General features: G+C 72.0%; 10 protein-coding genes. All 10 read left to right on the top strand.

The annotated features are described in order from the left end of the window. Window positions 1-136: 136 nt before the first annotated feature. Window positions 137-1,606, top strand: a complete 1,470-nt coding sequence (locus tag MQP27_RS50635; protein WP_242779447.1) for an FAD-dependent monooxygenase — start codon at window positions 137-139, stop codon at window positions 1,604-1,606. A gap of 51 nt (window positions 1,607-1,657) precedes the next feature. Beyond that, window positions 1,658-1,987: a TcmI family type II polyketide cyclase gene (locus MQP27_RS50630; RefSeq protein WP_242779444.1), complete on the top strand. Its 330-nt coding sequence runs from the start codon at window positions 1,658-1,660 to the stop codon at window positions 1,985-1,987. Then, window positions 1,984-3,255 (top strand): beta-ketoacyl-[acyl-carrier-protein] synthase family protein, encoded by a 1,272-nt coding sequence (locus MQP27_RS50625; protein ID WP_242779441.1) that lies wholly within the window; start codon window positions 1,984-1,986, stop codon window positions 3,253-3,255. Before MQP27_RS50630 ends, MQP27_RS50625 begins: the two co-directional genes overlap by 4 nt. Next, window positions 3,252-4,472 carry a ketosynthase chain-length factor gene (locus MQP27_RS50620; protein WP_242779438.1) on the top strand — a complete coding sequence of 407 codons (1,221 nt, stop codon included), beginning with the start codon at window positions 3,252-3,254 and terminating at the stop codon, window positions 4,470-4,472. The genes MQP27_RS50625 and MQP27_RS50620 overlap by 4 nt, the downstream gene beginning before the upstream one ends. A gap of 26 nt (window positions 4,473-4,498) precedes the next feature. Beyond that, window positions 4,499-4,768, top strand: a complete 270-nt coding sequence (locus MQP27_RS50615) for an acyl carrier protein (RefSeq protein WP_242779435.1) — start codon at window positions 4,499-4,501, stop codon at window positions 4,766-4,768. Between the two features lie 47 nt (window positions 4,769-4,815). Next, window positions 4,816-5,616: a 3-oxoacyl-ACP reductase FabG gene (gene fabG / locus MQP27_RS50610; RefSeq protein WP_242779432.1), complete on the top strand. Its 801-nt coding sequence runs from the start codon at window positions 4,816-4,818 to the stop codon at window positions 5,614-5,616. 22 nt (window positions 5,617-5,638) lie between these two features. Next, the gene (locus MQP27_RS50605; protein ID WP_242779429.1) at window positions 5,639-6,574 is read left to right on the top strand and encodes an aromatase/cyclase; all 936 of its coding nucleotides are present in this window, start codon (window positions 5,639-5,641) and stop codon (window positions 6,572-6,574) included. A 2-nt stretch (window positions 6,575-6,576) separates the two neighbouring features. Next, window positions 6,577-8,931, top strand: coding sequence for an SDR family oxidoreductase (locus MQP27_RS50600; protein WP_242779426.1), 2,355 nt, complete (start codon window positions 6,577-6,579; stop codon window positions 8,929-8,931). Between the two features lie 42 nt (window positions 8,932-8,973). Next, a complete protein-coding gene (locus tag MQP27_RS50595; protein WP_242779423.1) occupies window positions 8,974-10,398 on the top strand; it encodes an MFS transporter in 1,425 nt (474 codons plus the stop codon). Window positions 10,399-10,405: 7 nt separating this feature from the next. Continuing rightward, the coding region (locus MQP27_RS50590; RefSeq protein WP_278197489.1) for a carboxyl transferase domain-containing protein at window positions 10,406-10,610 on the top strand (205 nt) is incomplete at its 3' end.

The raw sequence follows: 10,610 nt of genomic DNA, 5'->3' as shown, positions 1-10,610 counted from the left end.
ATCGGCGCCTCCGTCAGCTCCGGCGCCGCCATCTGCGAGATCAAGGACTGACACCCGCCGCAACTCCCCGCCACCCTGCGTCCGTGCCTCGCGGCGGGATTGATTTGTCAGGGTCAGAACAATTCATGGAGGCTACATGGACACCCAAGTCATCGTGGTCGGCGCCGGACCGGCCGGAATGATGCTCGCCGGGGAGCTGCGGCTGGCCGGAGTCGACGTCGTGGTACTGGAGAAGCTCGTCCGGCGGACCGGGGAGTCGCGGGGGCTGGGGTTCACCGCACGCACGATGGAGGTGTTCGACCAGCGCGGGCTGCTCTCCCGGTTCGGTGAGATCGAGGTCAGCGACCAAGGACACTTCGGCGGTCTGCCCGTCGACTTCGCCGTCCTGGACGGAGCGCACCAGGCCGCCAAGACCATCCCCCAGTCACACACCGAGACCGTGCTGGAGGAGTGGGTGACCGAGCTGGGCGCCGACATCCGGCGCGGCCACGAACTGCTCTCGGTCAAGGACACCGGAGACCGGGTCGAAGCGGAGGTGCGCGGTCCCGACGCGACGTACCGGCTCACCGCGCCCTGGCTCGTGGGGTGCGACGGCGGACGCAGTCTGGTGCGCAAGTCCGTCGGGTTCGACTTCCCCGGGACCGCCGCGACCATGGAGATGTTCCTCGCCGACGTGAAGGGGCTGGACTTGGCCCCGCGCATGATCGGTGAGACGCTGCCCGGAGGCATGGTCATGGTCGGCCCGCTGCCGGGCGGGATCACCCGGCTGATCGTGTGCGAGCGTGGCACCCCGCCTCGACGGCGCGAGGTCCCGCCGTCGTACGACGAGGTGGCGGCCGCCTGGAAGCGGCTGACCGGCGACGACATCTCGCACGGCGAGCCGGTGTGGGTCAGTTCCTTCGGGGACGCCACCCGGCAGGTGACCCGCTACCGGCAGGGTCGCGTCCTGCTGGCCGGGGACTCCGCGCACATCCATCTGCCGGCCGGCGGACAGGGGATGAACACCAGCATCCAGGACGCGGTCAACCTCGGCTGGAAGCTGGCCGCCGTGGTCCTGGGCCGGACGGGCGAGGCGCTCCTGGACACGTACCACGACGAGCGGCATCCGGTCGGGCAGCGGCTGTTGATGAACACCCGGGCGCAGGGCCTGCTGTTCCTCAGCGGCGCCGAGGTCCAGCCGCTGCGGGACGTGTTCACCGAGCTGATCCGGTACGAGCCGGTCGGCCGCCATCTGGCCGCCATGGTCAGCGGTCTGGAGATCCGGTACGACATCGCCGCCGGCGCCCACCCGCTGCTCGGCCGCCGGATGCCGCACCTGGACCTCACCGGCAGCACCGGTCCCGGCAGCAGTACCGAGGCACTGCACGGCGGTCGCGGAGTGCTGCTCGACCTCGCCGACAACGCGGTGCTGCGCCGCCGGGCCGCCGGCTGGACGGACCGGGTGGACGTGGTCACCGCGGCGCCGAAAACCCTGCCCGACGACGGTTCCCTGAACGGCACGGCGGCCGTCCTCGTCCGCCCCGACGGCCATGTCGCCTGGGCCGCACCCGGCAGCCACAGCGACCTTCCGACGGCCCTGGAGCGCTGGTTCGGACCCGCGCGCTAGAGCCGTGCGCCCCGAGAAGGGCCGTACATCCCGAGAAAGAAGGAAGACACCATGCACAGCACCTTGATCGTCGCCCGGATGGAGCCCGGCGCCGGAGCCGAGGTCGCCCGGCTGTTCGGCGCCTTCGACGAGACGGAGATGCCCCACCTGATGGGCACCCGCCGCCGTCAGCTGTTCTCGTACCGCGGCCTGTACTTCCACCTTCAGGACTTCGACCAGGACAACGGCGGGCGGCTGATCGAGGAGGCCAAGACGGATCCGCGGTTCATCGGGATCAGCGAGGACCTCAAGCCGTTCATCGACGCGTACGACCCCGCGACCTGGCGCTCGCCCGCCGACGCCATGGCCACCCGCTTCTACCACTGGGAAGGTTCCGCGTGACCGGGCGCAGGGTGGTCATCACGGGCATCGGGGTCGTCGCGCCCGGTGGCATCGGTGTGAAGGACTTCTGGAGTCTGCTCAGCGAGGGCAGGACCGCGACCCGGGGCATCAGCTTCTTCGACCCCTCGCCGTTCCGGTCCCGGGTCGCCGCGGAGATCGACTTCGACGCCGAGGCGAGCGGGCTGACCCCGCAGGAGATCCGGCGGATGGACCGGGCCGCCCAGCTCGCGGTCGTCGCCACCCGGGAGGCGGTCGCGGACAGCGGTCTCGACCTCGCGGCCCTGGACCCGTACCGGGTCGGCGTCACCATCGGCAGCGCGGTCGGCGCGACCATGGGCCTCGACCAGGAGTACTGCGTGGTCAGCGACCGGGGTCGGCTCGACCTGGTGGACCACGAGTACGCCGTACCGCACCTGTACAACTACTTCGTCCCCAGTTCCTTCGCCGCCGAGGTCGCCTGGTGCGTGGGCGCGCAGGGGCCGAGCACGGTGGTGTCGACCGGCTGCACCTCGGGCCTGGACTCCGTCGGACATGCGGTGGAGCTGCTGCGTGAAGGGTCGGCGGACGTGATGATCGCCGGTTCCTCGGACGCGCCGATCTCCCCGATCACGATGGCGTGCTTCGACGCGATCAAGGCGACCACCCCGCGCGACGAGGAGCCCGAGCGCGCGTCACGGCCCTTCGACGGCACCCGCAACGGGTTCGTGCTGGGTGAGGGTTCCGCCGTGTTCGTCCTGGAGGAGCTGCAGAGCGCCCGGCGGCGCGGTGCACACGTCTACGCCGAGATCGCCGGGTACGCCTCCCGGTGCAACGCCTTCCACATGACCGGGCTGCGGCCGGACGGGGCAGAGATGGCGGAGGCGATCCGGGTGGCTCTGGACGAAGCCCGGATCGACGGCGAGCGTGTCGACTACATCAACGCGCACGGCTCCGGCACCAAGCAGAACGACCGGCATGAGACGGCCGCCTTCAAGAAGAGCCTCGGCGACCACGCCTACCGCACGCCGGTCAGCTCCATCAAGTCGATGGTGGGGCATTCGCTGGGCGCGATCGGCTCCATCGAGATAGCCGCCTGCGCCCTCGCCATGGAGAACAACGTCGTGCCGCCCACGGCCAATCTGCACACGCCCGATCCCGAGTGCGACCTGGACTACGTGCCGCTGACCGCGCGGGAGCACCGTACGGACACGGTCCTCACCGTCGGCAGCGGCTTCGGCGGCTTCCAGAGCGCGATGGTGCTCACGCGGGCCGAAGGGGGCGTTCGATGACGGTTCCGGTCGTGATCACCGGGCTGGGCATCGCCTCCCCCAACGGTCTGGGCAAGGAGGCGTACTGGGCAGCAACGCGCGCCGGCCGTGGCGGTATCGGCCCGGTCACCCGGTTCGACGCGTCGCCCTATCCGGCCCGGCTGGCCGGTGAGGTACCGGGTTTCGCGGCGGAGGACCACCTGCCGAGCCGGCTGCTGCCGCAGACGGACCGGATGACCCGGCTCGCCCTGGTCGCGGCCGACTGGGCGCTGGCGGACGCCGGCATCAAGCCGGAGGACACCGAGGCCTTCGACATGGGTGTCGTGACGGCGAGTTCCTCCGGCGGCTTCGAGTTCGGCCAGAACGAGCTGCGCAAGCTGTGGGCCAGGGGCAGCCAGCATGTCAGCGCGTACCAGTCCTTCGCCTGGTTCTACGCCGTCAACAGCGGCCAGATCTCCATCCGGCACGGGATGAAGGGACCCAGCGGTGTCCTGGTGAGCGACCAGGCGGGCGGCCTCGACGCGGTCGCGCACGCGCGCCGCCAGATCCGCAAGGGCACCCGGATGATCGTCTCCGGGAGCGTCGACGCCTCCGTGTGTCCCTGGGGCTGGGTGGCGCAACTGGCCGGGGGGCGTCTCAGCACCCAGGACGATCCCGACCGCGCCTATCTGCCGTTCGACGCCCGGGCCGCGGGCCATGTGGCCGGTGAGGGCGGTGCGATCCTGATCATGGAGCGGGCCGAGGACGCGCGCGAGCGCGGGGCCCGGGTGTACGGGGAGGTCGCGGGGTACGGCGCCACGTTCGACCCCCGGCCGGGCAGCGGACGTGAGCCCGCTCTGCGCAGGGCGATCGAGCTGGCCCTGGCCGAGGCCGGCTGCGCGCCCGGCGACATCGACGTGGTGTTCGCCGACGCGGCGGCGGTGCCGGAGCTCGACCGGGCCGAAGCCGACGCGATCAGCGCGGTCTTCGGACCGGGCGGGGTGCCCGTCACCGCGCCGAAGACGATGACCGGCCGCCTGTACTCCGGGGCGGCCCCGCTCGACCTGGCCGCCGCGCTGCTGGCGATGGAGTCCGGGCTGATTCCCCCCACCACCAACGTCGATCCCGATCCGAGCCTCGGTCTCGACCTGGTCACCGGCGCCGCCCGACCGGCGCGGGTAGGCACCGCGCTGGTGCTGGCGCGGGGGTACGGCGGCTTCAACTCCGCGGCGGTGCTGCGGAGTTCTCTCAGCGACTGAACCCGACACAACGGAAGGAGCGAAGGGTGAACACTCAGCCGTTCACGATCGACGACCTCAAGCGGATCCTCCTGGAGGGCGCCGGCGCCGACGAGAGCGTGGACCTCGATCGCGACATCCTCGACACACAGTTCGAGCAGCTCGGCTACGAGTCCCTCGCGCTGCTGGAGACCAGCAGCCGAATCGAGCGCGAGTACGGCATCACCCTCTCCGACACCATCCTGGCCGACGCGACGACCCCGCGCCTCCTGCTCGACGCCGTCAACGCCCACCTGGCGGACGGCGCCGCGGCCTGAGCGACACCGCCCCTCGCCCAACTCGCCCATCGCTCACGGGAGCAGCCATGCCGAAGGACACACCACCCATCCAGGACCAGAGGGTCGCCCTCGTCACCGGTGCCACCAGCGGAATCGGCCTCGCCGTCGCCCGGCTGCTGGCCGGTCAGGGGCACCGGGTCTTCATCGGGGCCCGCAACGCCGAGAACGTCGCGTCCACCGTCAAGAAGCTGCGGGAGGACGGTCTCGAGGTCGACGGGACGACCCTCGACGTCCGCTCGCCGGACGGCGTCGAGGAGTTCGTGCGCGCCGGAGTGCGGCGTTACGGCACCGTCGACGTGCTGGTGAACAACGCGGGCCGCAGCGGCGGCGGGGTCACCGCCGACATCGCCGACGAACTGTGGGCCGACGTGATCGACACCAACCTCAACAGCGTCTTCCGGGTGACGCGGGCCGTGCTGAACACCGGCGGCATGCGAGGCAAGGACCGGGGCCGGATCATCAACGTCGCCTCCACGGCCGGGAAACAGGGCGTCGTCCTCGGCGCGCCCTACTCGGCCTCCAAACACGGTGTCGTCGGCTTCACCAAGGCGCTCGGCAACGAGCTCGCGCCCACCGGCATCACGGTCAACGCCGTCTGCCCCGGCTATGTCGAGACCCCCATGGCCCAGCGGGTCCGCCAGGGCTACGCGGACGCGTACGACACCAGCGAGGAGGCGATCATGGAGCGCTTCACCGCGAAGATCCCGCTCGGCCGGTACTCGACCCCCGAGGAAGTGGCCGGTCTCGTCGGCTACTTGGCGTCCGACACCGCCGCCTCCATCACGGCCCAGGCCCTCAACGTCTGCGGCGGACTCGGCAACTTCTGAACCCTCCAGAGGAGAACGCATCATGACGATCCGTCAGGTCGAGCACGAGATCACCGTGGCGGCGCCCGCGGCCGAGGTCTACCGTCTCATCGCCGAGGTCGAGCACTGGCCGCGGATCTTCCCGCCCACCATCCATGTCGACGTGGTCGAGCGGACGGGCGACGAGGAGCGCATCCGGATCTGGGCGACAGCGAACGACGCGGCCAAGAACTGGACTTCCCGCCGCACCCTCGACCCCGGGGGATTGCGCATCCGCTTCCGGCAGGAGGTCTCCACTCCCCCGGTGGCGGCCATGGGCGGCACCTGGATCATCGAGCCGCTCCCGGCCGGCGACTGCCGGATCCGGCTGCTGCACGACTACCGGGCCGTCGACGACGACCCCGAGGGCCTGAAGTGGATCGACGAGGCCGTCGACCGCAACTCCCGCTCCGAGCTCGCCGCGCTCAAGTCCAACGTGGAACTGGCCCATGCCTCGGCCGACTTGACCTTCTCGTTCGAGGACAGCGTGCGGATCGAGGGGGCCGCCAAGGACGCCTTCGACTTCGTCAACGAGGCGGGACTGTGGGTGGAGCGGCTGCCGCACGTGGCTTCCGTGCGCTTCGCCGAGGACAGCCCCGGACTGCAGACCCTGGAGATGGACACCCGCGCGAAGGACGGCTCGGTGCACACCACCAAGTCGTACCGGGTGGCCTTCCCGCATCAGAAGATCGCCTACAAGCAGGTCACGCTGCCCGCGCTGCTGACCCTGCACACCGGCTGCTGGACGTTCACCGAGACCGGCGGCGAAGTCACCGCCACCTCCCAGCACACCGTCGTCCTCAACACGGCCAACATCGCCGGCATCCTGGGCGCCGAGGCGACCGTCGCGGACGCCCGGGCGTATGTGCACGGAGCGCTGAGCGCCAACAGCCGGGCCACCCTCGGCCACGCCAAGGACTACGCCGAGAGCAAGCGCTGACCGTGGCCGCCCTCGACAGCGACGTCATCGTCGTCGGCGCGGGCCCGGTCGGACTGCTGCTCGCCGGTGAGCTGCGGCTCGGCGGGGCCCGGGTCGCCGTGCTGGAGCGCCGGGCGCAGCCGGGCACGGAGTCCCGGGCGTCCACCCTGCACGCCCGCACGATGGAGCTCCTCGCCGAGCGCGGTCTGCTGGACCGGTTCGGCTCCCTGCCGAACGACGTCATGGGGCACTTCGGCGGCATCCCCCTCGACCTGACGCTGCCCGGGCCGTATCCCGGGCAGTGGAAGGTACCGCAGACCCGCACCGAGGCGATCCTGCGGGAGTGGGCGCTGTCCCTGGGTGCCGATCTGCGGCCCGGCCACGAGGTGACCGCGCTGACCGTGCGGCGGGACCATGTGGAGGCCGAGGCGTCCGCCCCCGGCGGGACGACGGTCCGGGTGCGCGGCCGGTATCTCGTCGGCTGCGACGGCGAGCACAGCACCGTACGGCGGCTGACGGGGGTTGCCTTCCCCGGCGAGGAGGCACGCCGGGAGCTGATCCGGGCGGACGTGGCCGGCATCGACATCCCGGCGCGGCGGTTCCAGCGGCTGCCCGGGGGCCTGGCGATCGCGGCCCGCAACCCGCAGGGCGTGACCCGGGTGATGGTGCACGAGTTCGGCAGCGCCGCCGGACGACGGCCTGGGCCACCGGACTTCGCGGAGATCCGCGACACGTGGCTGCGGGTCACCGGCGAGGACATCGGGCACGGGAGCCCCCTGTGGGTGAACTCGTTCGAAGACGCCGCCCGCCAGTTGGACCGCTACCGGAAGGGCCGGGTGCTGTTCGCCGGTGACGCGGCCCACCAGCAGATGCCGATCGGCGGCCAGGCCGTCAACCTCGGTCTCCAGGACGCGGTCAACCTCGGCTGGAAGCTGGCGCTGGAAGTGGCCGGGCGCGCCCCCGACGGGCTGCTCGACACCTATCACGCGGAACGGCACGCGGTCGGAGCACGAGTCCTCGGCAACATCAGGGCCCAGGCGCTGCTGCTGCTCGGTGGCCCCGAGGTCGAACCGGTGCGCGCGGTCCTGGCCGAACTCGTACGCCACGCCCCGGTCCGCGAACACCTGGCCGCGATGATCTCCGGCCTCGACATCCGCTACCCCACGGACACCTCCGGCGAGCACCACGCCTCCCTCGGACTCCGCCTCGCCCACGGGCGGCGCGGTCACGGAGCCCGGGGCCTGCTGCGGCTCCGCACCGGCCCGCCCCACAGGGCGACCGCGCTGCGGCGGGCTCTGGCTCCGTGGAACGACCGGGTGGACACGGTCGTCGACGGGCCTGCGCCGGGGATGGTGGAGCCGGACACGTCGGTACTGGTCCGGCCGGACGGCTATGTGATGTGGGCCGACCGGGACGACGGAGCCGTGGACGAGGCAGGCCTGCGCACGGCGCTGCGGCGCTGGTTCGGCGAGCCTGCCTCCCTGGACACCGCGCACGCCGTCCCACGCCGGACGCACCTCGGTCCGGCCCCGGGAGTATCCCCGGCGACGCCTCCGTCCTCGCCGCGTGCCACCCCTTCTTCACTCACGAGCTCACACAGGAGAGACGCAGACATGGACAGGTTCGCGGGCAAGACCGCGCTGGTGACCGGTTCCAGCCGGGGCATCGGGCGGGCCATCGCCGTACGGCTGGCGGGCGAAGGCGCGCTCGTCGCCGTACACAGCTCCGGCGGGGGCCAGGCGGCGGACGACGTCGTCGCCGCGATCGAGAAGGACGGCGGCCGGGCCTTCGCCGTACAGGCGGAGCTGGGGGTGCCCGGTGACGTCCACGAGCTCTTCCTCGGTCTGGAGCAGGGCCTCAAGGAGCGCACCGGCTCCGTCGAGCTGGACATCCTGGTCAACAACGCCGGGATCATGGGCGGCGGGGTCCCGGTCGAGGAGACGACGCCCGAGCAGTTCGACCGGCTGTTCGCCGTCAATGCGAAGGCACCGTTCTTCACCATTCAGCGGGCCCTGCGGAATCTCACCGACGGCGGACGCGTCGTCAACATCTCCTCCGGGCTGACGCACTTCGCCAACCCGGAGGAGATCGCGTACGCGATGACGAAGGGCGCCGTCGAGCAGCTGGCCCTGCATTTCGCGAAGTACCTCGCGCCGCGCGGCATCACCATCAACAGCGTCGCACCCGGCATCACCCGCAACGGCAGCCCCGTCTTCGGCGTCCCCGAGGCCGTCGAGCAGATGGCCCGGCTGTCGGCGTTCGGCCGGGTGGGCGAGCCGCACGACGTGGCCGACGTGGTGGCGTTCCTGGCCAGCGACGACGCTCGCTGGGTCACCGGCGCGTTCCTCGACGCCACCGGAGGCACCCTCCTCGGCTGACGCCTCGCCGGCCGGCCCCGCACCCTCGCGAAAGGAGTCCGGATGAACCCCGTGACCGGCGCCCAGGCTGCCCTCGGTCCCCCGGCGGCCGGGCGCTGGGACCTCCGGCTGTGGGGGCTGCTCGCGGTCCTGGCCGGCAACATGCTCATCGACGCCGTCGAGGTGTCGGCCATGGTCGTGGCGCTGCCCTCGGCAGGTCGGGACCTCGGCCTGCCGCTGACCGGTTCGCAGTGGCTGATCACCGGGTTCGCCGTCGGTTTCGGCGGGCTCACCCTCTTCGGCGGCCGTCTGGTGGAGCTGCTGGGCCGCCGCCGGGCGTATCTCTGGGCCCTGCTCGGATTCGCCGCGGCGTCGCTGGCCGCCGGGGTTTCCGACGAGCCCGCCGTGCTGGTGGCCACCCGGGTGCTGAAGGGCTTCTTCGCCGCCCTGACCGCGCCCACCGGCCTGGCGATCATCGCGTCGGCCTTTCCGCCCGGCCGGGACCGGGACCGCGCCGTGTCGGTGTACGCCCTCTTCGGCGGGGCGGGCTTCACGGCGGGCCTGCTCCTGTCGGGGCTGCTGACCTCGGTGAACTGGCGCTGGACCCTCGTCTTCCCGGCGCCGGTGGTCCTCGTCCTGCTCGCCTTCGCGGTACGCCTGATCCCCCGTGACCCGTCGGCCCCGGAAGTCCCACGGCACTTCGACATCAAGGCGGCACTGGCCCTGCCCGCAGCCCTGCTCTGTCTGGTCCAGGGCATTGTCTCGGTGCCGCGGCACGGCTGGTCCGACGTTCGGACGGCGGGTCCGCTGGGGCTGGCCGTACTGCTGGCAGCGGCGCTCGTCGTCATCGAGCGCGCCGCGCCCCGGCCGCTGATCCGGGGACGGCTGCTGCGCAACCGCACGCTGGTCCGCTCGATGGCCGGGGCCGCCGCGCTCAACGGCGTCAACCTCGGTCTGCTGCTGATCCTGACGGCGCGACTGCAGGACGGCCTCGGCTGGTCCCCGCTCCGCACCGCGCTGGCCTTCCTGCCCGCGAGTGCTCCCCTGGCCGTCACCGCCCTGCTCTCCCGCAGGCTCGTCGCCCGCTACGGCACCGCCCGGCTGATCGCGCTGGGCTCGCTGGGCCCGGCCGTGGGCGGTGCCCTCTGCCTGCGACACCCGGTGCCGAGGAGCTATGTCGCGGACGTACTGCCGTCCATGCTGCTGCTCGGCGCCGGGTTCGTGCTGGCGTTCGCGGCCCTGAACACCCAGGCCACCTCCCGGTTGGCGGCCGTCGACCGGCCGGCCGCCGTCGGCCTCTACCAGAGCGCCGTGCAGATCTCCGCCGCCGTCGTGCCGGCCCTGGCCGCCGCGCTCGCGGTCGGCCGGTCCGACGACCGCCCGGCGCTCGGGCTCGTCACCGCCGTCGGTGCCTGCGGGGTGGTGGCCGGGCTCCGCGGACTGCGCGCTCGGCCCGCTCGAGCCGAGCACCCATCGACAGGAGAGTGAGACACCCATGTCCGTCACCGACACGACCCCGGCCCGGGGCGCCGACTGGACGCTGTACGGGCGTCTGGAGGAACTCCGGCTGATCAAGGACGAGGCCCGGCAGGGCCCGGACGCCGCCGCCACCGAGCGCCAGCACGCCAAGGGCAAGCTGACCGCGCATGAACGGATCGAGCTGCTGCTCGACCCGGGCTCCTTCCAGGAGGTCGAGCAGT

This window comes from Streptomyces cylindrosporus (assembly GCF_022698165.1).
Taxonomy (GTDB): domain Bacteria; phylum Actinomycetota; class Actinomycetes; order Streptomycetales; family Streptomycetaceae; genus Streptomyces; species Streptomyces cylindrosporus.
The sequence above is the reverse complement of the archived record's forward strand: the minus strand, read 5'-3'. Positions and strand labels throughout refer to the sequence as shown.